The organism is Pseudomonas sp. GW821-FHT09C08 (assembly GCF_059418125.1).
Window position 1 is genome coordinate 25199 of sequence record NZ_JBWKPG010000008.1, and the last position, 26502, is coordinate 51700.

Sequence of the window (26502 nt, forward strand, 5' to 3'; positions counted from 1 at the left end):
ATCAAGCCGCCCCTTCGCTTTCTTCTACCAGGTCAAAGCGCACCACGCGCCGCTGGCTCTGGTCGCCCAACAGGAGTTTTTCCAGCACGAACACCAGGGTCAGCAGCCCGCCAATCGGGATCGGCATATAGGTGATCCCCACGCGCAGGGTCGGGATGGCGCTCATGAACTGGTTCCAGGTGGACAGGCACAGCTTGCTGCCCCAGATCGTCATGAACAGGCAGATCGTCGCCATCAACAGTTGCGAGACGATGCCGACTACCTGGCGTTGGCGCGGCGGCAGGCGGTCGGTGATCATCGCCACCGACATGTGCGCGCCGGCGCGGTAGCTGGCAGCGGCGCCGATGAAGGTGAACACCAGCATCAACAGGATGGCGGTGGGTTCCGGCCAGCTGGAGCCGGTGCCGAGGATGTAGCGGGCGAAGATGCCCCAGGGAATGATCAGTGCCACTCCCAGTACCGAGAGGCCGGCGACCCAGATGCAGGTCATGTAGAGGCGATCATTGATGCGCAGCAGCAAATTCTTCATGGCGTTCACCGTAACCGGGCGCGTCGATGCCGACCGCGCCTGGCCTTGCTGGAGGAGGAGGGTGATTACTCGACGGCGTCGATGCGCTTGATGATGTCGGCGTACGCCTGGCCGTACTTGGCGCGCACGGGAGCGGTCGCGTCATAGAACGGTTTTTTGTCGACGGTGATGAACTCGACGCCGGCGGCCTTGAGTTTTTCCTCACTGCTGGCGGACTTCTTGTCCCACAGCACGCGCTCGTCGGCCTGGGCGACCTTGGCGGCGTTTTTCACCATGACCTGCTGCGCGGGGGTGAGCTTGTTCCAGGTGATTTTCGACATCACGATGGGCTCGGGCAAAATCAGGTGTTCGGTGAGGGTGTAGTACTTGGCGTTCTGGTAGTGGTTGTGTTCCAGCAGGGTCGGCGGGTTGTTTTCCGCGCCGTCGATCACCCCGGTCTGCAGGGCACTGAAAATCTCGCCGGTGTCCATGGCGATGCCGTTGGCCCCCATTTCATTGAAGGCGTCGATGAACAGCGGGTTGCCCTGCACGCGAATCTTCATGCCCTTGAGATCTTCGATCTTGCGCACCGGTTTCTTGGTGTAGAGATTGCGCGTGCCGCCGTCCATCCAGGCCAGGGCGACCAGGCCGAACTCGGAGTCGGTGATCTTGGCAAGGATCTCGTCGCCAATCTCGCCATCGATGACCTTGCGCATGTGCGCCTGGTCGCGGAACACGAACGGCAGGTTGAACACGTTCACGTCCGGCACCACCGGGCCGACGATGCCGAGGCTGACGCGGGTCATCTGGATCGCCCCGACCTGGGCCTGTTCGACCACTTCCTTCTCGGAACCCAGGACGCCGCCCGGGAAGTACTTGAAGGTCAGTTCGCCGTTGCTTTCCTTGGTCAGGGCCTTGCCCATGTTTTCTTCGGCAACCACGGTGGGGTAGCCGGCGGGATGGATGTCGGCGAATTTGATTTCCAGCGCGTGGGCCGCGCCGGTGAAGAGGAACGTCAGGGGAAGTGCAGCGACGAGCAAAGTGCGTTTGAAGTCCATGGGGTGTGTCTCCGTCTTGTTATTGTTGTATTCAAGGCACAGCAATGCAGCTAGAGGGTGAAGGTGGGCTCCGGCAATCCGGTAACGCCGGGGTTGAGGGCGAACACGCCGCCTGACAGTGACTGCTCACTCTGGTCGTCGCGGATCGAGGTGACGAACAGGGTATCCAGGCGACTGCCGCCGAAGGCGCACATGGTGGGTTTCTTCACCGGCACGCTCAGGGAGCGGTCCAGGCGTCCGTCGGGGGTAAAGCGGTGAACCAGCCCGGCGTCGTTGGCGCAGATCCAGTAGCAGCCCTCGGCATCAACTGCCGCGCCGTCGGGGCGGCCGGGGTGCTGGTGCATGTCGACGAATACGCGGCGATTGGACGGCGTGCCGGTCTCGGTGTCGTAGTCGAAGGCCCAGATCTTCTGCACCAGCGGGTGCGAGTCCGAAGCGTACATCGTGCGGCCATCGGGGCTGAAGGCCAGGCCGTTGAGGGTGATGAACCCATCCAGCAGCGCCTGCGGTGCGCTGCCGGTGGCGAAGCGGTAGAGGATGCCCTCGGCTGCGTTCAGGCTCATGTCCAGCACCATGCTGCCGGCCCAGAAGCGGCCCTGGCGATCACAGCGGCCATCGTTGAGGCGCATGTCCGCACGCGGGTGCTCGACACTGGCCAGGGGCGTGGTGTCGAGGCTGCCGTCGTTGTGCGGGGTAAGCTGGAAGAAGCCACTTTGCAGGCCGGCGACCCAGTTGCCGGCGCTGGTGCGCGCGATGCAGGCAAGTGCCTGCGGGGCTTTCCACGCGGCGATATGCCCGGTCGCGGCGCTCCAGCGTTGCAGGCCGCCGTTGGGGATATCCACCCAGTACAGGGCGTTTTCTTCAGGCACCCACACCGGGCATTCGCCCACGGTATTGCGGGCGTCGACAATCAATTCTGCAGTCATGGCCACTCATTCCCTTGGGTTGGTCTGGCGTCAGTCACCGAACGGCCCCGCCGCGCAGAACGCGCCGCCCTGGTAGACCTTGGCCGGGTCATCGGCGGCTACCGGTGGCTGGGCTTCGACCTGGGCGCGAAACACTTCGGAGTTGTCCTTGGGGGCGAAACCCAGGTGCGCGGCGTAGCGATTGTCCCACCAGGTGTCGAGGTTATCCGACATGCCGTAGACCACGGTGTGGCCGACATTCGGCGTATACAGCGCGCGTTCGAGGAGTTGGGTCAGGTCATCGAAGCTCAGCCAGGTGTGCATCATCCGGCGGTTCTGCGGTTCCGGGAACGAGGAGCCGATGCGGATGCTCACGGTCTCGATGCCGTAGCGGTCGAAGTAGAAACTGGCCATGTCTTCGCCGTAGGACTTGGACAAGCCGTAGTAGCTGTCCGGGCGACGCGGGGAATGTGCGTCGATTTTTTCGCCCTGCTTGTAGAAGCCGATCACATGGTTGGAACTGGCGAAGATCACGCGCTTCACGCCGTGGCGACGCGCGGCTTCGTAGACATGGAAAATCCCGCTGATATTCGCCCCGAGCACTTCCTCGAACGAGCGCTCTACCGACACCCCGCCAAAATGCAGGATGGCATCGACGCCTTCCACCAGGTGGTGCACCGCTTGTTTGTCGGAGAGGTCACAAGGTTGCACTTCTTCGGTAGCGTCTGCGGCCGGGGTCATCTCGGCGATGTCCGACAGGCGCAGCACCTTGGCGTACGGACGCAGGCGTTCGCGCAAGACTTTGCCCAGGCCGCCAGCGGCACCGGTGAGCAGCAGGCGGTTAAATGGAACGTGTGTGGAGGTGGTCGTGGTCATGGGGGTTCCATTGTTGTTGTAGGTTGTCGTATGACTGGGTGGAAGTATCGTGATTGATTCCCTGGCTTGTCAACACACGCCTTCCTTGCCGGTGCTGGCTTGCCAGCGATGGTGGCCCCACGGTCGGTGGTGACTATTGAGCTGCCATCGCCGGCAAGCCCGCGCCTACCTAAAGTGTATCCGCGGGTTACAACAGGGAGATCGGGTAGCTGATGAAGATCCGGTTTTCATCGAACTCATTGTTGCTGAAGTCCCGACGCATGGTCGCATTGCGCCACCGCAGATTCAGGTCCTTCAGCGCACCGCTTTGCACGGTGTAGGCCAGTTCCGATTCGCGGCCCCATTCCTTGCCGTCGGTGATCGCCCCGGTGTGTACGTTACTGCCGCTGATGTAGCGGTTCATCATGGTCAGCCCGGGAATGCCGAGGACCACGAAGTTGAAATCATGGCGCACCTGCCAGGATTTTTCCTTCACGTTGTCGTAGCTCGCGTTGTAGCTGTCGTTGGCCAGGGTGCCGCCGCTCGTGCCGTTGACCTTCATCCACACACTGTCGCCGGTGAGCTTCTGCAGGCCCACGTAGAAGGTGTTGCCCAGGTACTTGGCCGAGAGCAGGGCGAAGGCGGTCTTGTTGTCGAGGTCGCCGGCGAGGGCGCTGCCGTCTTCCTTGCCGTTGAAGAAGCCGAGGTTGGCGCCCAGGGTCCAGTCGCCGACCGGCTGGCTATGGGTCAGGTTGATGTACTGCTGCTGGTAGATATCGCTGAGTTCGGCGTACCACACGCCGACCTGGGTGCGTTTGTCATTGAAGGTGTATTCGCCGCCGCCGAAGTTGAAGCGATCCGAGGTGAACGCCGCTTTGCCGTTCATGAACATGTCTTCCATGCTCGCGTCGTTGCGCGGGCTGTTGCCGCGAAATTGCCCGCCGTAGAGGGTCAGGCCGGCGATTTCATTCGAGGTGACCTGGCCGCCACGAAAGGTCTGGGGCAGCGAGCGGCCGTCGTCGGAGCGCAGGATCGGCAGCACCGGCATCCATTCGCCGACTTTCAGTTCGGTCTTCGACAGCTTGGTTTTCAGCGCTACGCCCAGGCGCCCGAAGTTGTCGGCGGGGCGGCCATCGTCGTGCGTTGGCAACAGTTGGGTGCCGGCGGTGCCTTTACCGCCATCGAGCTTCTGCGAGTACAGGCCCAGCACGTCGATCCCGAAGCCGACAGCACCCTGGGTGTAGCCGGACTTGGCGTCGAGAATGAAGTTCTGCGTCCACTCTTCGGCCTTGGCCTGGGGGTTGGTCGGGTTGGTGAAGTTGCGGTTGAAGTAGGCGTTGCGCAGGTTGAGCGTGGCCTTGGCGTCGTCGAGAAAACCTTCTGCCTGGGCACCGAGGGGCAGGGTCAATGCCAGGCTGCCAAGACCGATCAGGCCGATACGCGCGGAGGAATTGCGGGCGAATTGACTCACAGTGAAGCTCCCTTTTTGTTGTTTTTATTATTTGTCGTACGTCGTCGTACAACATTGGAGCGAATATTTGCGAGGTTTTCGAGGGGTGTCAAGCAGAAGTTATACGATGACTGCGTGATTGAGCCGAGACACACACTGGCGGGGTGGGAGTGGGGTTGCTCGCGAAGGCGGTGTGTCAGTCACCGGAAATAGCGACTGAACTAGTGCTTTCGCGGGCAAGCCCGCTCCCACAGGGGGGAATGGGTCGTCCATGCTTACGGCGCAAGGCTTGGCGATTTCAACCGCGCAACCACGCCCCAGGCTTCACACCGCTCAAAAATGTGGGAGCGGGCTTGCCCGCGAAGGCGGTGTGTCAGTCACCGGAAATAGCGACTGAACCAGCGCTTTCGCGAGCAAGCCCGCTCCCACAGGGGGGAATGGGTCGTCCATGCTTACGGCGCAAGGCCCGGCGATTTCAACCGCGCAACCACGGCCCAGGCTTCACACCGCTCAAAAATGTGGGAGCGGGCTTGCCCGCGAAGGCGGTGTGTCAGTTATCGGAAATATCAACTGAACCAGCGCTTTCGCGAGCAAGCCCGCTCCCACATGGGGGAATGCGGCGTCCACGCCGGCCGCGCAAGGCCCGGCAATATCCCGGGCACGTCCCACATTGATCGAGTCCGACACGCGCCTGCCCTGGATTCAGTTGGCCATGACCATCGGCGGAAGGGTGCCGAGCAGGGAAACGGCGGCTACTGCTGAAACACCCAGTAACCATTCCAGCATCACGCTGGCTTTCAAACTGCCCAGGTGCTGTTCGCCGCGATCAAGGCGCAATCGGTTCAGCAAGGCCAGCGCCAACATGCCCAGGACCAGCATCACCTTGATCAACAGGATCAGCGCGAAGCCATTGAACAACGGCGTGGGCCACAGTTGCCCGGTGAGCACGCGCACGTTGATCAAGCCCGTCACCAGCAAACCGGCGACCAATCCATATCCGACGCCGCTGAAACGCCTGAGGATCGGTTCCAGGCTGGGCCGTTGCGGTTGCCTGAGGATCAACACCAGCAGCAACAATCCACCGAGCCAGGCGCCCACGCAGACCAGATGCACCACCTGGTTGAGGATCAGCAATTGGCCGCTGAGCCCATCGAGCATGGCGCCATGGCCGACCGGGGCGAGGGTCGCCAGCAGCAGGGCGGTCAACGGCAGGCGCAGGGCGGGCCAGGGTTTGAGCAGCGCAATCACCAGCAACAGGTTCAGCAACAGGTGCCAGACCCACACCTGGCCAAAGAAGGTCTTGCCCAGCACCAATTGCACGGTGGCCGGTTGCAGGGCCGCCTGCCAACTGCCGGCCATGCTCGCGGTGATCAACAGCAACCACGCCACGCCGGAGCCCAGGCCCAGCCAGGCGAGGGCGCGCGTGATGCGCAATAGTTGCCGGTCCAGTGTCGGTTGCGCTCCAGCGCCTAATAGCCAGGGCCTGAATGCACAGGCCCCGAACATCAGCAGCACGACGATGAAATGCAAAAAACGGCACAGCACCAGCAGCGTTGCCATGGGTTATTGGCCGACCTTGAAGCTGTATTCACCGTTGCTCTTATGGGTGTCGACCGACACGGCGTTCCACACCACTTTGTAATTGCCGGCTGCCAGCGGGGCGGCAGGGGTGACTACCAGGGTCTTCTTGTCGGCGTCGGGAGTTTCCAGGCCCTTGATCGCGACTTCGGTGCCGTCCTTGCTCAGGGAGACTTTGGTAAACGTGGCTTCGACACCTTCGCTGAAGCTCAGGCGCAGGTCGGCAGGCGCGGCGACGGTGCTGTCAGCCGCTGGCGTCGAACTCTTGAGGTGCGCATGCGCGAATGCCGCCGAGGCGCCCAGCAGCGAGGCGAGCAGGGCGACGGCGGTCAACGTGTTCTTGATCAGCATTGTTCAGTACCTTCAGGGTTGAGGAGTCGGTAGAGCCATGTGCAGCAAGGGAAAGGGCTTGCCTTCGCCATCCAGCGGCGAGCGCGCGACCTGGATGAAACCATAGTGCAGGTAGAAGCCCACGGCCTGCGGATTCTGTTCGTTCACGTCTACCGTGAGGGTATCGTGGCGGGCGCGGGCGTGGTCCAGCAGTTGGCGGCCGATGCCCTGGCCACGGCGGTCGGGGTCGATAAACAACATCTCCACATTGTGTCCGCCGGTGGCGATGAAGCCGGCGATGCCGGCGTCATCCTCGAACACCCACGTGTCGAGTGCTGGCATCGGCAGGTAAGTGTCGCGCACCAGCGGCAGCAAACGCTGGATGTCATCCTCGGGGAGGAAGTCATGGGTGGCCCGCACCGAACGCTCCCACAGTGCGCCCAGCACGGGGTCGTCGGTGGCCAGGCGAGGTCGAATACTCATGGCAATGATCCTTCATAGGGATCGCGATCCTAACCAATCCTATTTATGCGCGAAAGCTTCGCGTAAGAAGTTTCATTGTGGCCTGTCGCCGCGATCTAGAGCCGATGGTAGTCTTTAAGCCAAGTTGTTGTCAGGGAGCCCTTATGGGCAATCACAAGAGTGGAATTCGTCGGGTCAACGTCGAAAAAATCCTGCTGGCGGCGGAGAAAATCTTCGCCGAAAAGGGCTATGGCAGCACCGCCATGGCCGACATCGCCGAAGAAGTGCAACTGCCGCGCTCCAACCTGCATTACTACTTCACCACCAAAAGCGAGCTGTACAGCGCGGTGCTGTTCGACCTGTTGGAAGTGTGGAAGCAGGATGCGCTGAGCTTCGAGACCTTCGATGATCCGCGCGTCGTGCTCAGCAGCTACATCCGCGCCAAGATGCAACGCTCGCGCACGCGGCCGTATGGCTCGAAAGTCTGGGCCAACGAAATCATCCACGGCGCGCCGACACTGGGTGAGGCGCTGGATGAAAGCCTGTACGACTGGGCCAAGATGAAGGAAGCGAAAATTCGCCAATGGGTGGAGGACAAACGCATCCTGCCGGTGGAACCGTCGAGCCTGCTGTACATGATCTGGGCGTCGACCCAGCACTACGCCGACTTCGATCATCAGGTGAAGATTCTGAATGATCACCAGCCGCTGTCGGACATGCAGTTCGAAAAGGCGATTCAGACGGTGACCAGTGTGATTTTGCGTGGGATCGGGTTGGAGCCGTGATGATCGTTCCTACGCTGCGCGTTCCAAGCGCGGACGCAGAGCGTCCAGTCAGGCATTCCCACGCGGAGCGTGGGAACGCTCATATAAAGGGCTACACCGCCTCCCGGTAGGGGTTGCGCGGATCCTGCGTCCAATTCAGGAACGGCTTGCCCGTCTCGATCGGCACCATCTCGATGCAGTCCGCCACCGGGCAGGTGATCTGGCACAGGTTGCAGCCCACGCACTCATCGTCGATCACCTCGTATTGGTGCGTGCCATCGGCCAACTTCAAACTCGCGATGGCCTGGTGCGAAGTGTCCTCACAGGCAATATGGCAACGCCCGCAGCCGATACAGGCGGCCTGGTCGATCTTGGCGATGACCTGATAGTTGATGTCCAGGTACTTCCAGTCCGTGGTGTTGCCCACCGCTCGCCCGGAAAATTCCTGCAGGCTCTGGTAACCCTGACTGTCCATCCACCGCGACAGCCCATCCTTCATCTCTTCAACAATGCGGAACCCGTGCAGCATTGCCGCCGTGCACACCTGCACCGCGCCGCAGCCGAGGGCGACGAATTCTGCTGCATCGCGCCAGTTGCCGATGCCGCCAATGCCGCAGATCGGCAGGCCCTGGGTCTGCGGGTCGCGGGCGATTTCGGCGACCATGTTCAGTGCAATCGGCTTCACGGCTGAACCGCAGTAGCCGCCGTGGGTGCTCTGGGTGCCGACCACCGGCAGCGCGACCATGCGCTCCAGGTCGACGCTGGTGATGGAATTGATGGTGTTGATCAGCGACACCGCGTCTGCGCCCCCGCGATACGCCGCACGCGCCGCCACCCGGATGTCGGTGATGTTCGGCGTGAGCTTGACGATCACCGGCAGCGAGCAATAGGTCTTGCACCAGCGGGTCACCTGTTCCACATACTCCGGCACCTGGCCCACCGCCGCGCCCATGCCGCGTTCGGGCATGCCGTGGGGGCAGCCGAAGTTCAGCTCGATGCCATCGCACCCGGTGGCTTCCACCAGCGGCAGGATGTTTTTCCAGGATTCTTCAACACACGGCACCATCAGCGACACGATCAGCGCGCGGTCGGGCCAGTCCTTTTTCACCTGGGTGATTTCCCGCAGGTTGATCTCCAACGAGCGGTCGGTGATCAGTTCGATATTGTTGATACCCAGCACTTCGCGGTTGGCGCCGTAGTGCGCCGAGTAGCGTGACGACACATTGACCGCCGCCGGGTCTTCACCCAGGGTCTTCCACACCACGCCGCCCCAGCCCGCTTCGAAGGCGCGGACCACGTTGTAGGCCTTGTCGGTGGGCGGCGCGGAAGCCAGCCAGAATGGGTTGGGGGCCTTGATACCGGCGAACACAATCGAGAGATCGGCCATTACGCAGCCTCCACATTCAGTATGAGTTGGGCGTGCATGGCTTCGGCGGCCAGCTTGCCGTGTTGCACCGCCTGCACGGTGAGGTCCTGGCCGAGGCTGACGCAGTCGCCGCCGGCATAGACCCCGGGAATGCTGGTTTGCAGCTGTTCATCGACAAAGATCCGTTCGCCCACGCGATGCAGTTGCTGGGCCAGGGGATCCTGCAGCGCACCGTTGTCGAAGCCCTGGCCGATGGCCTTGAAGATGGCATCGGCGGCCAGCTCGAAGGTTTCGCCGGTAGGCTGCAGTCGACCGTTTTCCATGCGCGTGCGCAAAAAACGCATGCCGCGTACCTGGCCCTGCTCGTCCAGCAAGACGGCTTCGGGCTGCGCCCAGGTCAGCAGGCGTACCTGATTGGCCTTGGCGATGTCTTGCTCATGGTGAGTGGCGCCCATGTCAGTGAGGCCACGGCGGTACACCAGGTTGACATCGCGGGCACCGAGGCGAGCCATTTGCACGGCCATGTCGATCGCGGTATTGCCGGCGCCAAGCACGATGCAGCGGTCGGCCAGTGGCAGTTGAGTGAGGTCATCGGCCTGGCGCAGTTCGCGGATGTAGTCGGTGGCGGCGAGCAGGCCGGGAGCGTCCTCATGGGGCAGGCCCAGCTGTTTGCTTGCCGCCAGGCCGAGGCCGAGGAACACCGAGTCGAATTGCTGGTGCAGTTCGCTCAAGGTCAGGTTGTCGCCCAGGCGTTGGCCGTGACGAATTTCGATACCGCCGATCTGCAGGAGGAAATCCAGTTCCTGCTGGGCGAAGTCATCCACCAGTTTGTATTTGGCGATGCCGTATTCATTCAAGCCGCCGGCTTTTTCGCGGGCTTCGAAAATCACCACGTCATGGCCGTGCAGCGCCGCGCGATGGGCGCAGGCCAGACCGGCAGGTCCTGCGCCCACCACGGCGATGCGCTTGCCGCTCGGTGCGGCGCGCTGGAACGGGTGTTCACTGAAGTGCGCATTATCGATGGCGTAGCGTTGCAACAGGCCGATCAGCACCGGGGCGCACTCTTCGGCGTTGTTACGCACGCAGGCCTGCTGGCACAGGATCTCCGTGGGGCAGACCCGCGCACAGCTGCCGCCGAGGATATTCGCCGAGAGAATCTTCTGGGCCGCGCCTTGCACGTTTTCGGTGTGGATATTGCGGATGAACGACGGGATATCGATCTCGCTGGGACACGCATTCACGCACGGCGCGTCGTAGCAATACAGGCAGCGCGAAGCTTCCAGCTGGGCCTGGCGGGCGTTGAGCGGCGGCGCCAGGTCGGTGAAATGGCTGGCGAGTGTCGGCCCATCTTCACGGGGATGGGGGAGGTGGGTCAGGGTCTGGATCACGGTAGTGGCCTCACGGTTATTGAGGTGCTGCCTCTGATGGGCAATCGTTTTTTTATTGCCTGTGCCGGCCTCTTCGCAGGCAAGCCAGCTCCCACATTTGAATGTGTTCACACTTCAGGAAATGTGGGAGCCGGGCTTGCCCGCGATCGGCCGAAGGCCGCTTTCAGCGTTTCACAGCAGTGGGCCTGGAACGCTCGGCCCGCTTGCTCAGTTGCTCGAACACCGCCGGATACGCCGGCCGCTCGACGTAGCGCCCGGCACCGCGCTCGGCGCGCAGGTCGCCATCGGCCCAGACCAGCTTGCCCTGGCTGATGGTGTGGCTCGGCACACCGCGCACGGTCTTGCCTTCGAAGATGTTGAAGTCGACCTGCTGGTGATGGGTCTTTGCCGAAATGGTCCGGGTGCCCTCGGGGTCCCACAGCACCAGGTCAGCATCGGCGCCTACACGGATCGCGCCTTTGCGCGGGTAGAGGTTGAAGATCTTCGCGGTGTTGGTAGAGGTCAGCGCGACGAAATCCTGCATCGACAGGCGCCCGGTGTTGACCCCTTCGTCCCACAGCAGCGCCATGCGATCTTCGATACCGGCGGTGCCGTTGGGGATCTTGCTGAAGTCGTCACGGCCAGCCGCTTTCTGCTCGGCGCAGAAGCAGCAGTGGTCGGTGGCGGTGGTGTGCAGGTTGCCCGACTGCAGGCCGCGCCACAGGGCTTCCTGGTGCCCGCGCGGGCGGAAGGGCGGGCTCATCACGTAGCCGGCGGCGGTCTGCCAGTCGGGATGCTGGTAGACGCTGTCGTCCAGCAGCAGGTGGCCGGCGAGCACTTCGCCATACACCGCCTGGCCCTTGCCACGGGCGTAGGTGATTTCATCCAGCGCTTCCTGGGTGGACACATGCACCAGGTACAGCGGCGTGCCGATGGTCTCGGCGATGCGGATGGCGCGGCTCGCTGCCTCGCCTTCCACCTGGGACGGCCGCGACAGCGGATGCGCTTCCGGGCCGGTGATGCCCTGGGCCATCAGCTTGCGCTGCAAGTGGTACACCAGCTCGCCGTTTTCCGCATGCACGGTGGGCACCGCGCCGAGTTCCAGGCAGCGTTCGAAGCTGGCGACCAGGGTGTCATCGGCCGCCATGATCGCGTTCTTGTAGGCCATGAAGTGCTTGAAGCTGTTGATGCCGTGGTGGCTGACCAACTCGGCCATTTCCTCGCGCACCTGTTCGCTCCACCAGGTGATCGCCACGTGAAAACCGTAGTCGGCCGCCGACTTTTCTGCCCAGCCGCGCCACTGGTGAAAGGCTTCCAGCAAGGACTGCTGCGGGTTGGGGATCACAAAGTCGATGATCGACGTGGTGCCCCCCGCCAGACCCGCCGCCGTGCCACTGAAAAAGTCTTCGCTGGCCACGGTGCCCATGAAGGGCAGTTGCATATGGGTGTGGGGATCGATGCCGCCGGGCATCAAGTATTGGCCGCTGCCATCGAGTATCTCGGTGCCGGCGGGAATATCCAGATCAGTGCCAATAGCGCGGATTAGACCGCCTGCGCATAACACGTCGGCTCTGTAACTTTCATCATGGGTAATTACGGTGGCGCCACGGATCAACAGCGACATGTCGAGTTCCTCACAGGCTTGACCGGCTTGTGCCAGTTCTAAGTGTTGTAATGCTGCTTGCCGATGGTCGGTTAATTCCTGTCATCGGTGACAGGAATAGAAACTAGCCCGAGTTTTTCGATTGAGCAAGAAGATTTTTCTTAAGCTTATAACTTAAATAAGTAATTGATTTATAACGATAAAATATCAGATTCACCAAAATGTAGCGGCGTCTCACCATTTTGACGCACTTGACAGGTTCGTAAATTGAGCAACATTTCTTATTGCAAATCAGACGCTTGAGATATGCCGCTTGACGGCGGTGGGAAATAAAAATAATGGTGGTGCACCAGATTGACTCCTGATCGTTCGGGCAACTTCCACGTTATTTAGCCTGAGTAACGCGGCAAGTACCGAAGGCGCAATCGGAAAGCTGATTAACATCAGCACGTTATATAAGCGGTGTGGGTTCGGTTACGGTTGTCGGCACGGTTATTGAGTGCAGTGGCGGCTGGCCGGACCCGTGATGTCATGTTGTTCACGAGGTACTCCGGCCGCCTGCATTGAAGTGCAGGCGAGCAACAATAATTCGAAAAAACCGTGGAGCGGCCATGCAACAGAACAGATCGCAAGTCATTGAACGCAACGGCCTGTACGAACTCGACGCCGGCCCCGACGTCCTCGACAGCCCCCGCTACAACCACGACATGGCACCGACCAAGGTGCATGAGCGCACCTGGAACAAGTGGCACATCACCGCGTTGTGGGTGGGCATGTCGATCTGCGTGCCGACCTACACCCTGGGCGGCGTGCTCACCGCGTATTTCGGCTTGTCGGTGGGCGAGGCGCTGATGGCGATCCTGCTGGCCAATATCGTGGTGCTGGTCCCGCTGACCCTCAATGCGTTCCCAGGTACCAAGTACGGTATTCCGTTCCCGGTGCTGTTGCGGTCGTCCTTCGGCATCCTCGGCTCCAATGTGCCGTGTCTGATTCGCGCGCTGGTGGCCTGCGGTTGGTTCGGTATCCAGACGATGTTTGGCGGGCTGGCAATCCACCTGTTTCTCGGCTCGATTTTCGAGGGTTGGAAATCCCTCGGCGGCACCGGTGAAGTGATCGGCTTCATGATCTTCTGGACCCTCAACCTGTGGGTGGTGCTGCGCGGCGCCGAGTCGATCAAGCGCCTGGAAACCCTGTCGGCGCCGCTGCTGGTGGCGGTGGGGATCGGCCTGCTGGTGTGGGCGATGCCGAACGTGTCGATCAGCGAGCTGATGGCGATTCCACCCAAGCGGCCTGAAGGGGCGAGCCTCACCGGTTACTTCATGGCCGGCCTCACTGCGATGGTGGGTTTCTGGGCCACGTTGTCGTTGAATATTCCCGACTTCAGCCGCTACGCCAAGAGCCAGAAGGACCAGATCCTCGGGCAGATTTTCGGCCTGCCGCTGACCATGTTCCTGTTCGCCGCCCTCGGCGTGATCATGACCGCCGCCTCGGTGAAACTGGTGGGCGTCAGCGTGTCCGACCCGGTGACCCTGATCGGCCATATCCAGAGCCCGGTGTGGGTGGCCATCGCCATGGCGCTGATCATCATCGCCACGCTGTCCACCAACACGGCGGCGAACATCGTCTCGCCCACCAACGACTTCCAGAACATCGCCCCCAAGCTGATCAACCGCACCACGGCGGTGATCCTCACCGGGCTGGTCGGGTTGGCACTGATGGGCCATGAACTGCTGAAAAAGCTCGGCCTGATTGTCTCCGACGTCAGCCTGGAAACCGTGTATTCCAACTGGCTGCTGGGCTACTCGAGCCTGCTGGGCCCCATCGCCGGGATCATGGTGGTGGACTACTTCATCACCCGGCGGCAGCAGCTGGACCTGGCCGGCCTGTACCGCGACGACGTGTACCCGGCGTGGAACTGGAGTGGCTTTATCGCCTTCGGCGTGCCGGTGGTGCTGACCTTGCTGTCGCTGGGCAGCGATGCATTCAGCTGGTTCTACAGCTACGGCTGGTTCACCGGCTCGGCGTTGGGCGGTTTGTTGTATTACGGCCTGAATGCCAAGCGTGGCATCAGCCCGGTTACGGCCAAGTCCCCGCTGTAAAGGCGTTGAAATGCAATCCGAATGTGGCAGCGGGCGTGCTCGCGAATGCGGTCTTGCAGGCGATATCCGCGGCGACTGTCACGGCCTCTTCAGGAGAGGCCCGCTTCCACATGTTTGACCCCATTCCATGGTTGGAATCGAGTCTATTCATAACAAATACAGCCTGAGGAGATCCCCATGAACGCTGCCCTCGACGTTCTGCAATCGACCCATCAGCACATCAACCGCGATCGCTTGTGGCAGTCGCTGATGGACCTGGCCAAGCTCGGCGCCACCCCCAAGGGCGGTGTGTGCCGCCTGGCCCTCACCGACCTCGACCGCAAGGCTCGCGACCTCTTCGTGCAGTGGTGCGAAGATGCCGGCTGCACGGTGACCATCGACGGCATCGGCAATATCTTCGCCCGCCGCCCCGGGCGCAATCCCAATCTGCCACCGGTGATGACCGGCAGCCATATCGATACCCAACCCACCGGCGGCAAGTTCGATGGTTGCTTCGGCGTGCTGGCGGGCGTGGAAGTGCTGCGTACCCTCAACGATCTCAAGGTGGAAACCGAGGCGCCGCTGGAAGTGGTGGTGTGGACCAACGAGGAAGGCTCGCGCTTCCCGCCGTGCATGATGGGCTCCGGGGTGTTCGCCGAGAAATTCAGCCTGGCGGACACCCTGGCCAAGGTCGACGTGGACGGTGTCAGCGTTGGCGATGCGCTGAACGCGATTGGCTATGCCGGCACGCGGGAGGTCAGCGGCCACAAGGTCGGGGCGTATTTCGAAGCGCACATCGAACAAGGGCCGATTCTCGAGGATGAGAAAAAGACCATCGGCGTGGTGCTCGGCGCCCTCGGGCAAAAGTGGTTTGACCTGAAACTGCGCGGTGTCGAAGCGCATGCGGGGCCAACGCCGATGCACCTGCGCAAGGATGCCCTGGTCGGCGCGGCGGCAGTGGTGGCGGCGGTGAATGCGGCGGCGCTGGGGCATCAGCCGCATGCCTGCGGGACCGTCGGTTGCCTGCAGGCCTATCCGGGCTCACGCAATGTCATCCCCGGCGAAGTGCGCATGACCCTGGACTTTCGTCACCTGGAACCGGCGCGCCTGGATTCGATGATTGCCCAGGTGCGTAAAGTGATCGATGAGACCTGTGCCAAGCACGGCCTGAGTTTCGAGATGGAACCCACCGCCGACTTCCCACCGCTGTACTTCGACAAGGGCTGCGTGGACGCTGTGCGCGACGCCGCTAATGGCCTGGGCCTGTCGAACATGGACATCGTCAGCGGGGCAGGGCACGACGCAATCTTCGTCGCCGAACTCGGCCCGGCGGGGATGATCTTCGTACCGTGCGAAGGCGGGATCAGCCACAACGAAATCGAGAACGCCGCGCCGGATGACCTGGCGGCGGGCTGCGCGGTGTTGTTGCGGGCGATGGTGGCGGCCTCGGCGGCGATTGCCAGCGGCAAACTCGCGGCCTGAAAGGCCCTCTTCATAAAGTCGGCTGTTGTGGTGAGCAGGGCAAGCCTGCTCACCACAGGGGAGCGCTCAGGCCCCGCCTAACGCTGTCACCAACCCCACGCTCGCCTGCAACAGCGGGGCAGGGCGCGACGCGCTCTCGTCGCCGAACTCGAAGTCGGCTGTTGTGGTGAGCAGGCTTGCCCTGCGTTGGGCTGCGAAGCAGCCCCAGTAAAGACGCTGAGGTTCTTCCTGAAAGAACTCATGTCTGGGTTTGGGGCCGCTTCGCGACCCAACGCAGGGCAAGCCTGCTCACCACAGGTAATGCAGGGTAGGTCTGCTTACCACAGGCAATGCAGGGCAGGTCTGCTCACCACAGGCAATGCAGGGCAGGTCTGCTCACCACAGGGTAGCGATCAGGGCTCACGCCGGGTTGCCAGCCGCCGCCTAACGCCGTCACCAACCCCACGCTCGCCTGCAAAAGCGGGACAGTGCACGACACAATCTTTGTCGCCGAACTCGAAGTCGGCTGTTGTGGTGAGCAGGCTTGCCCTGCGTTGGGCTGCGAAGCAGTCCCAGTAAAGACGCTGAGGTTCTTCCTGAAAGAACTCATGTCCGCATTGGGGGCCGCTTCGCAGCCCAACGCAGGGCAAGCCTGCTCACCACAGCAACGCAGGGCAAGCCTGCTCACCACAGGTAATGCAGGGCAGGTCTGCTCACCACAGGGGAGCGATCAGGGCTCAGGCGCCGGGTTGCCAGCCGCCGCCTAACGCGGTCACCAATCCCACGCTCGCCTGCAACTGCCGCGTCTGCACCGCTTGCAATGTCCGCTGTGCCTGCAACGCCGCCGTCTGCGCGGTCACCACATCCAGGTAGCTCACCGCCCCCGCCTGATAGCTGTTCATCGCCAGGGCCTGGGTATGCTGCGCCGCATCTGCCGCGGCTTGCTCATCCTGTGCTTCCTGCTGCAAATCCCGCAGTTGCGCGAGGTTGTCCTCCACCTCGCGCACGGCTTTCAATACATGGCTGCGGTACTGCGCCGAGGCTTCTTCAAACTCGGCCTTGGCCTGGCGTTCATTGGCGCTCAGGCGTCCGCCATCAAAGATCGGCAGATTCATCAGCGGCCCCAGCGCCCAATACCGATTGCCAGCGGACAGCAGGTTGCCAACCCCTTGCGTCTGGCCGCCGATCAGCCCGGTCAAACTGAAATCCGGGTACCACGCTGCCTTGGCCACGCCGATATTCGCGTTGGCGGCAAACACCCGGCGTTCTGCCGCCGCGATGTCCGGACGCCGTTGCAGCAGGTGGCTCGGCAGCTGCGACGGGATCCCCGGCAGGGCAATCAACTGCTGGCTGGGCGGCAACGTGAAGTTGCTGGCCGCCACCCCCACCAACTCCCCGATGGCATGCTCGGTGAGGTTGCGTTGCCCGCGCACTTCATCCAGTTGCGCCTTGGCTTCGGCCAGTTGATTCTGCGCGCGGGTCAGGTCCAGCTCGGAGGCGATCTGCCCCTCATAACGACTGCGCGTCAGTTGCAGGGCCTGGCTGAAATCCTCCAGCGAGCTGTTGAGAATCCGGCTCTGTGCATCCAGCCCGTTGAGCTGCACATACAGGCTCGCGAGTTGATGTTGCAGGCTCAGCCGCGCCACCGCGAGGTCATCGCCGGAGGCTTGCGCCTGGGCATCACCGGCCGCGACCTGGTTGCGGATTTTGCCCCACAGGTCGAGGTCGTAGCTCAGGGAAAATCCTGCCGTGTTGCTGTTGTACACCGAAGGCTGCGTGTCGCCGCGCAGCGGTCGCGAGTCGGATTGACGCTGGCGCAACGGCTGCGCACTGGCGGTGATCTGCGGGAACAGCCCTGCATGTAATTGGCTGGCATACGCCTGGGACGCATCGAAGTGCGCCAGCGCTGCCGCCAGGTCCGGGTTGGCCTTGAGCAGTTGCTGTTGCAGGCCATCCAGGCGTGCATCGTTGTAGAGCTTCCACCATTCGGGAGCCAATTGATCGGACGGTTGCGCACTGTGCCACGGGCCGTCGCTGGTCTGTTCGCGGTAGCCGGCCGGCAGGTCCACCGTGGGCACTGTGTAGGTGGGCGCCATCGAGCAACCTTGCAACGCCATCAGCATCAGGGCCGCGAGGGGCTTAAGCCTTGGGCGCATGCGCACCTCCGGAGGCATCGGCGAGTTGCACCGGGTCGCCTTCGCGCAGGGCATCGGGCGGGTTGTCGACGATGCGGTCGGCGGGTTTCAGGCCTTGATCGATCACCAGCCGTTCGCCGAGGTCGAGGCCGATATGGATGTCCTGCAAGTGCACGTGGTTCTGTGCGTCCAGCACCGCCACCTGGGTGCCTTGGGCGCGGAAGATCAGCGCGCTGGCCGGGATGCTCACACCATGGGTATCCGCTGGAATCGGCAAAGTCGCTTCGGCGTAGTCACCGGGCAGCAATTCGCCGTTGGGGTTGTCGGCGACGAACTGCGCGAGCAGCGTGCCGGAGCGACGGTCGATGGCGGTGGAGTCACCGATCAGGCGCGCCTTGAAGTGCTCGCCAGGGTGCTCGGGCACCGTCAGTTCGGCTTCGAGTCCGGGGTGGATGACCGCCGCGTAGTTCTGCGGCACCGGCACGTAGAGGCGCAATTGGTGGGTGTCGGCGATGTTGAACAGCTCCGGATCGCTGTCGGTATCGGCCTTGATCAATTGGCCGATATCAGTGTTGCGGGCGGTGATGGTGCCGGCAAACGGCGCGCGGATGGTCTTGTAGCTTTCCAGGGCCGACAGCCGTGCGTAATCGGCTGCAGCCGCCTCGGCGTTGGCTTTGGCCGCCGCGGCGTTGGAGGATTTTTCATCGGCCTCCTGGCGCGACACCGAGTGGCTCGCCAACAGGTTTTTCCAGCGCGTGGCGGTGGTTTCTGCCAGGCGTGCGTTGGCTTGTTCCTGGATCAGGCGGGCGTGGGTCTGGGCCAATTGCTGGTCGAGGTCGGGGCTGTCGATTTCGGCGAGGACTTGCCCGGCCTTGACCTGGCTGCCGATGTCGACTTTCCAGTCCTTCAAATAACCGCTGACCCGGGCATGGATCGGCGCCTTGCTCCAGGCGTCGAGGTGGGCGGGCAGGCGCAGGGTGTCACCGGCCGCGTTCTGCTGCGGCTGGAACACCATCACTTGCGGGATGGCGGCGGTTTCGGTCCACGCGGTCACCGATTGTTCGTGCATCGTGCGGGCATGCAGGCCGTTGGCGACCAACAGGGCGGCCAGTGTCAGGCCGCCGACACCCATGAGCATCAGACGCTTGCGCGAGGGTTTGTGATCAGACGACATGTGGGGTTTCTCCAGCAGCTGCGCGAGTAGGGTGACGACCGTGGACCAGGCTGAAGACCACGGGAACAAACAACAAAGTGGCAATGGTGGCGAAGATCAAGCCACCGATCACGGCCCGGCCGAGCGGGGCGTTCTGCTCCTCGGAAATGGCCAGCGGCAACATGCCGATGATCATCGCCAGGGCAGTCATGCACACCGGCCTGAAGCGTGTGTAGCCGGCCTCCATGGCCGCCTTCAGGGCGTCGCCATGTTCGGCCAGGCGTTCGCGGCAGAAACTCACCACCAGGATCGAGTTGGCGGTGGCCACGCCCATGCATAGGATGGCGCCGGTGAGGGCCGGCACCGACAGCGAGGTGCCACTGAGGAACAGCATCCATACGATCCCTGCCAGCGCCGCCGGCAACGCGGTGATGATCACGAACGGGTCGGCCCAGGACTGGAAGTTGACCACGATCAGCAGGTAGATCAGCACCACCGCGCCGAGCAGGCCGAAGCTCAGGCCGCTGAAGGCTTCATGCAGCGCGTCGATCTGCCCATGCAGGCTGATCACTGCACCCTTGGGGCGCATGGACGCGGTGTCATCCAGCACTTTCTGCACGTCGCGGGCGACGCCGCCGAGGTCGCGGCCCTGGACGTTGGCGTACAAATCCAGGGTCGGTTCGATGTTGTAGTGAGTCACCACTGCCGGGCTTTGCACGCGCGATATGCTCGCCACGCCGCCGAGGATCTGCGACTGCCCATCGGCACCGGTCACCGGCAAGGCTTCCAGCGACGGCAGGCTGTCGAGACGGTACTGCGGGGTCGCGGCGACGATCGAATACGACACGCCATTGGCCGGGTTCAGCCAGAAGGTCGGCGCGGTCTGCGAGCTGCCGGCGAGGGAGGCGACCATGCTGTTGGTCACGTCGCGCTCGGTGATACCCAGGCCATTGGCCCGCATGCGATCAACATTCACCTGCAGCGACGGGTAACCGGTGGACTGCTGGATGCGCAGGTCAGCGATGCCCGGTACGTGTTGCAGGCGACGCTCAAGCTCCACGGCGTAGGCGCGGTTTTCTTCATCGCTGCGCCCGGAGATCTTCACGTCCAGCGGCGCCGGCGCACCGAAGTTGAGGATCTGGCTGCTGATATCCGCCGGCAGGAACGCGAAGTGGCTGCCGGGGAAACTTTGCGGCAGGGCTTCGCGCAGTTTCTTCACGAAGTCGGCGGTCGGCGCGTGATCCTTTTTCAAGGTGACCTGGATGTCACCATCCTGCGGGCCGATGGTGCCGCTGCTGCTGTAGGCCATGTCGATGCCGCTCAGCGGGATGCCGATGTTGTCGACGATGGTGTCCAGTTGCTCAGCGGGGATCACTTCACGAATCCGCGCTTCAATCCGGTCGAAGGCCGCCGCGCTTTCTTCGATGCGCGTGCCCAGTGGCAAGCGCACATGCAGCGCCAGGGCGCCGGCGTCGGTGGCCGGGAAGAAGTCCTGGCCCAGGCTTGGTAGCAACAGGAACGAGGCGAGCACACAGGCCAGGAAACCGACGATAAAGCGCTTGCGATTGCCCAGCGCCAACAACAGCAGGCCGTGGTAGGTGTCGCGGATATTCGAGAAGTGACGCTCGAATCCCTGCTGGAAATTCAACACCGCTTGCAACGCGCGATTGCGTGGCTTGCGGTGCTGCTCACCTTCGTGGTGGTTGATGAATTGGTCTTCCGGATGATGCCCTGCGCCTTGCTCCGGCACGTGCGGCTTGAGTAGGAACATCGCCAGGGTCGGCACCAGGGTACGCGAGAGGATGAACGAACTGGCCATGGCGAAGATCACCGCCAGCGCCATTGGCCGGAACAGGTAGCCGGCGATGCCTTGCAGCAGGAACATCGGCACGAACACGATGCAGATGCACAGCAGCGAGACAAACGCCGGGCCGACGATCTGCGCCGCGCCGTCGAGAATCGCGGTCTTCACCGCCTTGCCTTGCTCCAGGTGCCAGTTGATGTTTTCGATGGTCACCGTGGCATCGTCCACCAGGATCCCCACGGCCAACGCCAGCCCGCCGAGGGTCATCACGTTGAGGGTCTGCCCGCTGACTGCCAGCAGCGCGATGGCCGACAGTACCGCCAGCGGAATCGACGCGGCGATGATCAGCGTCGAGCGCCAGCTGCCGAGAAACAGCAGGATCATCGCACTGGTCAACAGCGCGGCGATGATGCCTTCCTGGGCCACGCTGCCTACCGATTGCTTGACGAATACCGAGGCGTCACCGAGCAGCGAAGTCTTCAGCGACGGCGGCAGGGTTTCGTTGATGCGCGGCAGCATCTGGCGGATGCCGTCGATGATCGACAGGGTCGAGATGCTGCCGTTTTTCAACGCCGGCATCAGCACCGCACGGTGGCCGTCGACGCGCACGACGTTGGTCTGCGGCGGCGAACCGTCACGCACGTGGGCCACTTGGCCGATGGTGATCAGCGCGCCGTCGACAGTCTTGATCGGCAGGTCGTTGAGCTCGTCGATTGCCTTGGGACTGTTGTTGAGCAGGATCGTGTATTCGTTGGGACCGAGCTTGGCGGTGCCCACCGGGATGATCTGGTTCTGCAGGGCCAGGGCATTGCCCACGTCCTGTGCCGACAAGCCTTTGGCGGCCAGCGCCTGGGGGTCGAGGTCGAGGGTGATCTGGCGTTGCTTGCCGCCCATTGGCGTGGGCATGGCGAGGCCGGGCAGGGCGCTCAAGGGCAGGCGGATGTTGTTCTGCACCAGGTCGCGGATCTTGGCTTCCGAGAGGCTGGGGCTGGAGAACGCCATTTGCAGGATCGGCACCGTGGAGGCGCTGTAGTTGAGGATCAGCGGCGGCGTGATACCCGGTGGCATCTGCTTCAGCACGGTTTGTGAAACCGCCGTCACTTGCGCGTTGGCCGTGCGGATGTCGACGCCCGGTTGGAAGAAAATCTTGACGATGCCCATGCCGGGCAGCGATTGCGATTCGATGTGTTCGATGTCGTTGACGGTGGTGCTCAGGGAGCGTTCGTAGGTGTAGATCACCCGGCCCGCCATGGCGTCCGGTGACAGGCCGTTGTACTGCCACACCACGGCGACCACGGGGATGCCGATATCGGGGAAAACATCAGTGGGGGTACGCAGGGCCGCCATCGGCCCGATGATGCAGATGAATATGGCCAACACGATAAACGTGTACGGCTTTTGCAGTGCGGTCTTTACCAGCCCGAGCATGCGTGAACCTCCAGAGGAGCAGGATTGCAAACCCCGGCAGTCTTGCCCGACCCACCTAACACGCACCTTTCAGCCAGGTGAAGGAACATTTAGTTAAGGGCTGAAGATCGTTTCATATGTATTCATTTGTTCTACAAAGGATGGCTCCCCAAGCTTGTAGCCCATCGGAGGCGACACCTTTCGCCGCGTATTTTTACTGATGTCCTTTGGAGCCCTGCCATGTCACTTAAACCACTGTTGTTGATTCCTGCACTTGGTGCCGTACTGTTGTTGTCGGCGTGTGCCGGCCCGATCCCCAAGGCTGACCCGAGCGAAGCCTGGATTGGTTTGAAGGAGGAAGCGCCGAACGACCTGATGGCCGAGCGCGTGGACGGCAAGCGTGTGGATGACGGACGCTTCTTCGAGGTGACCCCGGGGGATCATCGGCTGGATGTGACGTTATTCGAGGAGGAGCCAGGCGACGACAATCAGCAGGATTGCCAGGGGCGTGTCGAGTATAAAAACTTCAAGGCCGGTGAGCATTACACCCTGGTCGAGTCGAGCCTGGGCACTACCGTGCGCGCCTCGCTCAAGGATGGTCACGGCAAGGAAGTTGCCGCCACTCAGGACTTCAACTGCATGCCTGGCTAGGCGTGGCGCACCGCGGCCTTGTGAGGCTTGGCGGGAGCCGCGGGTTTGACGTGGGGGTGATGGTGCCGACGGGTGATGCGCAACACCCCCCACAACATGGCGCCGGCTACCGCCAGCCAACCGCAGATCAACAGGAAAATCGTCGTTGCAAGGCTCATTCGGGCCTCCTTTCGCCCCTCAGGGGGCACACACAGTCTTCTCAATGGACAGTCTAGCTACCTGGCGGTTGCCTGCTATTGACCAATGGTCGTGTCCAACCAACTTCTTTGCTCTATCACTGACCCTTTACTGCGCCTGTGGGCTATACCCGTGTGGCAGAGCGTCCTATGATCAGGGCCTTCACCGGCCATTGATCAAGAGAGTAAAAAATTGCGGTTACGCTCGAACGTTAAAACCTCTTTGTTGCTGGCTGTTGCCATAGGGCTTGCGGCCTGTTCCAGCCACCCCTCGAAATTGCCGGGCCTGCCCGAGCGTGTCGAACTCAATGGCGTGCCGACATTTCGCAGCGAGGCTTATCAGAGCGGTCCTACGGCTTTAGCCAGCATGCTGTCGCAACAAGGCATTGTCATGACACCGGGCTTGCTGGATAAGCCGCTGCACTTGCCGGGCGGTGAAGCCGACCTTGAACGCAACATGCAGGTACTGGCGCGTGAGTACGGGCTGATGGTGTACCCGTTGGATGCCAAGCTGACGGCGGTGCTGGCGCAGGTGGCGGCGGGTTACCCGGTGATGGCGCGCATTGGCGGCGGGCTGTGGTCTGACGCGCACTACGTGGTCGTGGTCGGGTTCAACCAGCAGAAGAGCACGATACTGCTGCGCTCAGGCATGGACCGGCGGCTGTTGATGAGCTTCAGCGATTTTGAATCGAAGTGGAGCAGCGCCGGGCAGTGGGCAATCCTCACCCAGCGCCCAAGCCAGTTACCGGCGAATGTCGACGCTCAACGCTGGCGAGATGCTGCCAACGCCACGGCCCAGGCCGGGCAGGAGCAGGCCGCGGCGCAGGCGCTCAAGGTGCTGGCGGAAAAAAAGTAACCACAGACATTCAGTGAGAACCGGCTTGCGTGGGAGTCGGGCGTGCCCGCGATGCGGGCACTGAGGGGGAGCAGTGATACTGCGGTGATGCTATCGCAGGCAAGCCAGCTCCCACACAAGCCAGCCCCCACAAGCCAGCGCTCACATCAAGGTGCGGTCAACGACTGGCTTCTGCCGCGTTCGGACGGTTCTTGAGGTTTTTGTCCGCCTTGTAGCGCAGTGCCACGTCCGGCACCGAGCCGCTCTTGCCGGTCTCGACCCAATTGCGGATACGGCTGGCATCGGCGAAGTGGGTGAATTTGCCGAAGGCATCCAGGATCACCAGCGATACCGGGCGGTTACCCATGCTGGTCACCAGCACCAGGCAGTGGCCGGCCTGGTTGGTGAAGCCGGTCTTGGTCAGCTTGATGTCCCAGTTGGCGCGGTTGATCAGGTGGTCGGTGTTGGAGAAACCGAGGGTGTAGTTGGGCTTGCGGAACGCTACGGTCTTTTCCTTGGTGGTGCTCAGCTGGCTGAGCATCGGGAATTTGCGCGCATACGCCAACAGCTTGCTGAGATCGCGCGCGGTCGACACGTTATGAATCGACAGGCCCGTCGGCTCGACGTAGTGGGTGCTGGTCATGCCCAGGGCCTTGGCCTTGGCGTTCATGGCGGCAATAAAGGCCGCGTAACCGCCCGGATAGTGATGCGCCAGGCTCGCGGCCGCGCGGTTTTCCGAGGACATCAGGGCAATCAGCAGCATTTCCTTGCGCGGCATCTGGCTGCCGATCTTCACGCGCGAGAAAACACCTTTCATCTCCGGGGTGTCGGTGATGTTGATGTCGATGTATTCATCCATGTTCTGCTTGGCTTCAAGCACGATCAGGCCGGTCATCAGCTTGCTCACCGAGGCGATGGGCACCACCACGTCGGGGTTGCTGGAATAGATGACCTTGTTGGTCTGCAGATCCACCAGCATGGCGCTGCCGGAAGCAATTTGCAGTTTGGACGTATCACGCGGGGCCTGGGTGGTTTCGGCGGCGTGCGCGAAGGTGCCTGTGAACGCAAACAATAGGCTGACAATAGAAAGACGAATTTTCACGCGGATGAACTCGCTAAAAAAGTAAGGAAATACCGTTCTGGAACGGGTTATATGACAAATGCCGTTACATTTTAGGAGTATGGACGGGAGACTGTCGAATGTTCTTCTAAAACCAGACGAAAGTACTTAAAAACAAAGAAAAAACAGGTTTTATTGCGGGCAATAAAAAGCCCTGCGATAAGGCAGGGCTTTTTCAGCACGGCTGGTTATTAGTCGTGCAGCGATTCTGCCGCGTACAGGGTATTTTCCAGCAGGCAGGCACGGGTCATCGGGCCAACGCCGCCGGGTACCGGCGTAATCCAGCCAGCGCGGGGCAGTGCAGTCTCGTAGACCACGTCGCCGACCAGCTTGCCGTCTTCCTGGCGGTTGATGCCGACGTCGATGACGATCGCGCCTTCCTTGATCCACTCGCCCTTGACCAGCCCCGGCTTGCCGGCAGCGACCACGACCAGGTCCGCGCGGCCGACGTGGCCGGCAAGGTCCTTGGTGAAGCGGTGGGTGACGGTGACGGTGCAGCCGGCCAGCAGCAGCTCCATCGCCATTGGGCGGCCAACGATGTTGGAGGCGCCGACGATGACGGCGTCGAGACCATAGAGGTCGACACCGGTGCTTTCCAGCAGGGTCATGATGCCTTTGGGGGTGCACGGGCGCAGCAACGGGATGCGCTGGGCCAGGCGGCCGACGTTATACGGGTGGAAACCGTCGACGTCCTTGTCCGGGCGAATGCGCTCGAGCAGCTTGGAGGCGTCCAGGTGCTCAGGCAGCGGCAGTTGCAGCAAGATGCCGTCGATGCTCGGGTCATCGTTGAGACCGTCGATCAGGTCGGTGAGCGCCTGCTGGGTGGTGTCGGCAGGCAGGTCGTAGGCCTTGGAGATAAAGCCGACCTCTTCACAGTCTTTACGCTTGTGCGAGACATAAACCTGAGAGGCAGGATCGCTGCCGACCAGGATCACCGCGAGGCCAGGCGTGCGCAGGCCTTGCAGGCTACGCTCGGTGACTCGTTTGGCGATCTGCTGGCGCAGGCTGGCGGCGATTGATTTGCCGTCGATAAGTTGTGCAGTCATTACGCGTGATTAACCATCGAGAGGGGGAAGAAAAGTGCGCGCATTCTCGCATGCCAAGCCGTGAGGGCAAAGGCGCTTGGTCTGCAAATTGGCCTAACCCCTTAAATAAAATGAATTTTTTTCAAAAAAGATTTGACGGGTTTCAGGACCCTCTATACTATTCGTCGCACTTGTCGGGCACAGCCTAGCACTGGTTAAGAAGGTCGAGCAGGATTGTTGTTCTGCAAGGCTGGAAGCACTTAGTTTGTAATCCTTAAAGAGTACAGATTAATCAGGCGCCCGTAGCTCAGCTGGATAGAGCATCCGCCTTCTAAGCGGATGGTCGCAGGTTCGAGTCCTGCCGGGTGCGCCATTAGGCAGCTTTGGCACAAGTAGCGCTATATGGTGGGC

General features: G+C 62.1%; 22 protein-coding genes and 1 tRNA gene. 6 read left to right on the forward strand and 17 right to left on the reverse strand.

From position 1 onward, the window contains the following. Position 1: 1 nt before the first annotated feature. The 8 genes from AC07OJ_RS24350 to AC07OJ_RS24385 form a co-directional block, all read right to left on the reverse strand. The gene (locus tag AC07OJ_RS24350; RefSeq protein ID WP_106803335.1) at positions 2 to 529 is read right to left on the reverse strand and encodes a TRAP transporter small permease; all 528 of its coding nucleotides are present in this window, start codon (positions 527 to 529) and stop codon (positions 2 to 4) included. A gap of 65 nt (positions 530 to 594) precedes the next feature. Next, entirely contained in the window at positions 595 to 1566 is a 972-nt protein-coding gene (locus AC07OJ_RS24355; protein WP_106803336.1) for a TRAP transporter substrate-binding protein, read from the reverse strand. A gap of 50 nt (positions 1567 to 1616) precedes the next feature. After that, positions 1617 to 2492 (reverse strand): SMP-30/gluconolactonase/LRE family protein, encoded by an 876-nt coding sequence (locus tag AC07OJ_RS24360; RefSeq protein WP_495095340.1) that lies wholly within the window; start codon positions 2490 to 2492, stop codon positions 1617 to 1619. A 30-nt stretch (positions 2493 to 2522) separates the two neighbouring features. Next, a complete protein-coding gene (locus AC07OJ_RS24365) occupies positions 2523 to 3347 on the reverse strand; it encodes an NAD-dependent epimerase/dehydratase family protein (protein WP_495095341.1) in 825 nt (274 codons plus the stop codon). Positions 3348 to 3534: 187 nt separating this feature from the next. Next, positions 3535 to 4797: an OprD family porin gene (locus AC07OJ_RS24370; RefSeq protein WP_065903880.1), complete on the reverse strand. Its 1263-nt coding sequence runs from the start codon at positions 4795 to 4797 to the stop codon at positions 3535 to 3537. A 681-nt stretch (positions 4798 to 5478) separates the two neighbouring features. Beyond that, complete coding sequence (copD, locus tag AC07OJ_RS24375; protein WP_106803341.1) at positions 5479 to 6336, reverse strand: copper homeostasis membrane protein CopD; 858 nt, start codon at positions 6334 to 6336, stop codon at positions 5479 to 5481. A 3-nt stretch (positions 6337 to 6339) separates the two neighbouring features. Then, positions 6340 to 6705, reverse strand: a complete 366-nt coding sequence (gene copC / locus AC07OJ_RS24380) for a copper homeostasis periplasmic binding protein CopC (protein WP_106803342.1) — start codon at positions 6703 to 6705, stop codon at positions 6340 to 6342. A gap of 12 nt (positions 6706 to 6717) precedes the next feature. Beyond that, positions 6718 to 7167 carry a GNAT family N-acetyltransferase gene (locus tag AC07OJ_RS24385; RefSeq protein WP_065901203.1) on the reverse strand — a complete coding sequence of 150 codons (450 nt, stop codon included), beginning with the start codon at positions 7165 to 7167 and terminating at the stop codon, positions 6718 to 6720. A gap of 143 nt (positions 7168 to 7310) precedes the next feature. Between AC07OJ_RS24385 and AC07OJ_RS24390 the strand changes: the two genes are divergently transcribed. Continuing rightward, on the forward strand, positions 7311 to 7931 hold the full coding sequence (locus tag AC07OJ_RS24390; protein ID WP_027606227.1) for a TetR/AcrR family transcriptional regulator: 621 nt from the start codon (positions 7311 to 7313) through the stop codon (positions 7929 to 7931). A 91-nt stretch (positions 7932 to 8022) separates the two neighbouring features. Here AC07OJ_RS24390 and preA read toward each other — a convergent pair whose 3' ends face one another. From preA to hydA, 3 genes are all read right to left on the reverse strand, one after another. Beyond that, positions 8023 to 9297 (reverse strand): NAD-dependent dihydropyrimidine dehydrogenase subunit PreA, encoded by a 1275-nt coding sequence (gene preA / locus AC07OJ_RS24395; protein ID WP_315419031.1) that lies wholly within the window; start codon positions 9295 to 9297, stop codon positions 8023 to 8025. Continuing rightward, entirely contained in the window at positions 9297 to 10664 is a 1368-nt protein-coding gene (locus tag AC07OJ_RS24400) for an NAD(P)-dependent oxidoreductase (RefSeq protein WP_495095342.1), read from the reverse strand. Before AC07OJ_RS24400 ends, preA begins: the two co-directional genes overlap by 1 nt. A 163-nt stretch (positions 10665 to 10827) precedes the next feature. Next, entirely contained in the window at positions 10828 to 12267 is a 1440-nt protein-coding gene (gene hydA / locus AC07OJ_RS24405) for a dihydropyrimidinase (RefSeq protein WP_065901197.1), read from the reverse strand. Positions 12268 to 12857: 590 nt separating this feature from the next. On the opposite strand from hydA, the gene AC07OJ_RS24410 reads away from it, so the two are divergent. Both AC07OJ_RS24410 and AC07OJ_RS24415 read left to right on the forward strand, forming a co-directional pair. Further along, the gene (locus AC07OJ_RS24410; RefSeq protein ID WP_065901195.1) at positions 12858 to 14345 is read left to right on the forward strand and encodes an NCS1 family nucleobase:cation symporter-1; all 1488 of its coding nucleotides are present in this window, start codon (positions 12858 to 12860) and stop codon (positions 14343 to 14345) included. A 177-nt stretch (positions 14346 to 14522) separates the two neighbouring features. Next, complete coding sequence (locus AC07OJ_RS24415) at positions 14523 to 15806, forward strand: Zn-dependent hydrolase (protein WP_106803344.1); 1284 nt, start codon at positions 14523 to 14525, stop codon at positions 15804 to 15806. A 716-nt stretch (positions 15807 to 16522) separates the two neighbouring features. Here AC07OJ_RS24415 and AC07OJ_RS24420 read toward each other — a convergent pair. From AC07OJ_RS24420 to AC07OJ_RS24430, 3 genes are read right to left on the reverse strand one after another with little or no spacing between them, the layout of a single operon-like run. Next, complete coding sequence (locus AC07OJ_RS24420) at positions 16523 to 17941, reverse strand: efflux transporter outer membrane subunit (RefSeq protein ID WP_495095343.1); 1419 nt, start codon at positions 17939 to 17941, stop codon at positions 16523 to 16525. Further along, positions 17925 to 19094: an efflux RND transporter periplasmic adaptor subunit gene (locus AC07OJ_RS24425; RefSeq protein WP_495095344.1), complete on the reverse strand. Its 1170-nt coding sequence runs from the start codon at positions 19092 to 19094 to the stop codon at positions 17925 to 17927. Before AC07OJ_RS24425 ends, AC07OJ_RS24420 begins: the two co-directional genes overlap by 17 nt. Then, entirely contained in the window at positions 19084 to 22305 is a 3222-nt protein-coding gene (locus tag AC07OJ_RS24430; protein ID WP_065901183.1) for an efflux RND transporter permease subunit, read from the reverse strand. The genes AC07OJ_RS24425 and AC07OJ_RS24430 overlap by 11 nt, the downstream gene beginning before the upstream one ends. Positions 22306 to 22524: 219 nt before the next feature. Between AC07OJ_RS24430 and AC07OJ_RS24435 the strand changes: the two genes are divergently transcribed. Continuing rightward, positions 22525 to 22935, forward strand: a complete 411-nt coding sequence (locus AC07OJ_RS24435) for a PA0061/PA0062 family lipoprotein (RefSeq protein ID WP_065901180.1) — start codon at positions 22525 to 22527, stop codon at positions 22933 to 22935. On the opposite strand, the gene AC07OJ_RS24440 is transcribed toward AC07OJ_RS24435, so the two are convergent. Continuing rightward, positions 22932 to 23093: a hypothetical protein gene (locus AC07OJ_RS24440; RefSeq protein WP_162946106.1), complete on the reverse strand. Its 162-nt coding sequence runs from the start codon at positions 23091 to 23093 to the stop codon at positions 22932 to 22934. The genes AC07OJ_RS24435 and AC07OJ_RS24440 overlap by 4 nt on opposite strands. A gap of 211 nt (positions 23094 to 23304) precedes the next feature. Between AC07OJ_RS24440 and AC07OJ_RS24445 the strand changes: the two genes are divergently transcribed. After that, positions 23305 to 23967, forward strand: a complete 663-nt coding sequence (locus AC07OJ_RS24445) for a C39 family peptidase (RefSeq protein WP_065901177.1) — start codon at positions 23305 to 23307, stop codon at positions 23965 to 23967. A 157-nt stretch (positions 23968 to 24124) separates the two neighbouring features. Here the strand turns inward: AC07OJ_RS24445 and pbpG are convergent, their stop codons facing one another. Together pbpG and folD are read right to left on the reverse strand one after the other, a co-directional pair. Beyond that, positions 24125 to 25048 (reverse strand): D-alanyl-D-alanine endopeptidase, encoded by a 924-nt coding sequence (gene pbpG / locus AC07OJ_RS24450; protein WP_065901174.1) that lies wholly within the window; start codon positions 25046 to 25048, stop codon positions 24125 to 24127. A gap of 209 nt (positions 25049 to 25257) precedes the next feature. Further along, positions 25258 to 26112, reverse strand: coding sequence for a bifunctional methylenetetrahydrofolate dehydrogenase/methenyltetrahydrofolate cyclohydrolase FolD (folD, locus tag AC07OJ_RS24455; protein ID WP_495095345.1), 855 nt, complete (start codon positions 26110 to 26112; stop codon positions 25258 to 25260). Positions 26113 to 26387: 275 nt separating this feature from the next. On the opposite strand from folD, the gene AC07OJ_RS24460 reads away from it, so the two are divergent. After that, positions 26388 to 26464 (forward strand) — tRNA-Arg (locus AC07OJ_RS24460). The last annotated feature ends 38 nt before the right edge of the window (positions 26465 to 26502 follow it).

Coding starts and splice junctions, on each gene's coding strand:
- AC07OJ_RS24435 (WP_065901180.1), top strand. CDS start 22,525: ATGTCACTTAAACCACTGTTGTTGATTCCTGCACTTGGTGCCGTACTG.
- folD (WP_495095345.1), bottom strand. CDS start 26,112: ATGACTGCACAACTTATCGACGGCAAATCAATCGCCGCCAGCCTGCGC.
- hydA (WP_065901197.1), bottom strand. CDS start 12,267: ATGTCGCTGTTGATCCGTGGCGCCACCGTAATTACCCATGATGAAAGT.
- copC (WP_106803342.1), bottom strand. CDS start 6,705: ATGCTGATCAAGAACACGTTGACCGCCGTCGCCCTGCTCGCCTCGCTG.
- AC07OJ_RS24410 (WP_065901195.1), top strand. CDS start 12,858: ATGCAACAGAACAGATCGCAAGTCATTGAACGCAACGGCCTGTACGAA.
- AC07OJ_RS24355 (WP_106803336.1), bottom strand. CDS start 1,566: ATGGACTTCAAACGCACTTTGCTCGTCGCTGCACTTCCCCTGACGTTC.
- AC07OJ_RS24415 (WP_106803344.1), top strand. CDS start 14,523: ATGAACGCTGCCCTCGACGTTCTGCAATCGACCCATCAGCACATCAAC.
- copD (WP_106803341.1), bottom strand. CDS start 6,336: ATGGCAACGCTGCTGGTGCTGTGCCGTTTTTTGCATTTCATCGTCGTG.
- AC07OJ_RS24430 (WP_065901183.1), bottom strand. CDS start 22,305: ATGCTCGGGCTGGTAAAGACCGCACTGCAAAAGCCGTACACGTTTATC.
- AC07OJ_RS24425 (WP_495095344.1), bottom strand. CDS start 19,094: ATGTCGTCTGATCACAAACCCTCGCGCAAGCGTCTGATGCTCATGGGT.
- AC07OJ_RS24360 (WP_495095340.1), bottom strand. CDS start 2,492: ATGACTGCAGAATTGATTGTCGACGCCCGCAATACCGTGGGCGAATGC.
- AC07OJ_RS24385 (WP_065901203.1), bottom strand. CDS start 7,167: ATGAGTATTCGACCTCGCCTGGCCACCGACGACCCCGTGCTGGGCGCA.
- preA (WP_315419031.1), bottom strand. CDS start 9,297: ATGGCCGATCTCTCGATTGTGTTCGCCGGTATCAAGGCCCCCAACCCA.
- AC07OJ_RS24365 (WP_495095341.1), bottom strand. CDS start 3,347: ATGACCACGACCACCTCCACACACGTTCCATTTAACCGCCTGCTGCTC.
- AC07OJ_RS24440 (WP_162946106.1), bottom strand. CDS start 23,093: ATGAGCCTTGCAACGACGATTTTCCTGTTGATCTGCGGTTGGCTGGCG.
- AC07OJ_RS24390 (WP_027606227.1), top strand. CDS start 7,311: ATGGGCAATCACAAGAGTGGAATTCGTCGGGTCAACGTCGAAAAAATC.
- AC07OJ_RS24420 (WP_495095343.1), bottom strand. CDS start 17,941: ATGCGCCCAAGGCTTAAGCCCCTCGCGGCCCTGATGCTGATGGCGTTG.
- AC07OJ_RS24350 (WP_106803335.1), bottom strand. CDS start 529: ATGAAGAATTTGCTGCTGCGCATCAATGATCGCCTCTACATGACCTGC.